The organism is Variovorax sp. Soil_C_19, from assembly GCF_057657255.1.
This window is the reverse complement of the sequence record NZ_JBDGIV010000034.1, coordinates 1-1,246: the sequence shown is the minus strand read 5'-3', so window position 1 is coordinate 1,246 and position 1,246 is coordinate 1. Positions and strand designations below refer to the sequence as shown.

Annotated in this window: 1 protein-coding gene and 1 pseudogene; both read left to right on the top strand. The window is 68.1% G+C overall.

The window, feature by feature from the left end; translation table 11 throughout:
- Positions 1-246, top strand: a pseudogene (locus AC3A6R_RS27090) (methyl-accepting chemotaxis protein); the annotation flags it as partial.
- 32 nt (positions 247-278) lie between these two features.
- Positions 279-1,246 (top strand): methyl-accepting chemotaxis protein (locus AC3A6R_RS27085; RefSeq protein WP_487866176.1); only part of this gene is annotated, 968 nt, incomplete at its 3' end.

Genomic DNA, 1,246 nt, shown 5'->3' with positions numbered 1-1,246 from the left:
GGCATCGAGCAGGTGAACCAGGCGATCGCGCAGATGGACCAGGTGACGCAGCAGAACGCGGCGCTGGTCGAAGAGGCTGCGGCCGCCGCGCAGTCGATGCAGGAGCAGGCCGCGAGCCTTGTGCAGGCGGTGAGTGTGTTCAGGCTCGAGGCTCATGCGGGAGATGGCCGCGCCCTGCCGGGCGTTTCCAGAGCAGCGCAGCACGACGTCCGCGCGCTCGGAAACGCCGAGCCGGCGTTTGCCTGACCGCGCAGAGAAAAGACCGCATTCCCAGGATCATGAGACTCAACCTTCCCGTCACCACCCACGAATACCTGCTCGACGATGACGCGGCGCTGGTGTCGCGCACCGACCTCAAGGGCCGCATCACCTATGTCAATCCGGCCTTCGTGACCGCGAGCGGCTACGCGGTGCCGCAGCTCATCGGCAAGGCGCACAACATGATCCGCCATCCGGACATGCCGCCCGAGGCCTTCGGCGACATGTGGGAGACCCTGAAGAAGGGCTTGCCCTGGACCGGCCTGGTCAAGAACCGGCGCGAGAACGGCGACTTCTACTGGGTGCTTGCCAACGTCACGCCGGTGCGCCGCAACGGTCAGATCGAAGGCTACATGTCGGTGCGCAGCAAGCCCGCCCGCGCCGCCGTCGAGCAGGCCGAGCAGCTCTACCGGCGCTTTCGCGAGGGCCAGGCCAAGGGGCTGGCGATCGAGCAGGGCGAGGTGGTCCGGCGCGGATGGACCAGCGTGCTGGCACGCCTGCGCCGGCTTCCGATCCGCGTGCGCGTGTTCGGTTCTGCTGCGGCCGCCGCCGTGCTGATGCTTGCACTCGGCGTGGCCGGCTGGCTGGGCTTCGTGGGCCCGCAGGTGTGGGCCGCCGGTGCCGCGCTCTGCGCGCTGGCATGGGCCGGCTTCGGCTATTTTCTCGACCGCACCGTGTTCCGTCCGATGGACGAAGCGGTGCGCGTGGCACAGGCCATCGCATCGGGCGGGATTGCGAAGTTCGAGGTTCGTCCCGAGGACGAGATGCGCCACCTGCTGCGCGCGCTGAACCAGATGAGCGCGAACTTCTCGGCCATCGTGCTCGACGTGGACTCCAACGTCTCGCACGTGATGACCGCGTCGACGCAGATCGCCGCGGGCAACCAGGATCTCTCGTCGCGCACCGAGGAGCAGGCCAGCTCGCTCGAGCAGACGGCCGCCTCCATGGAAGAACTCACGAGCACCGTCAAGCAGAACGCCGACAACGC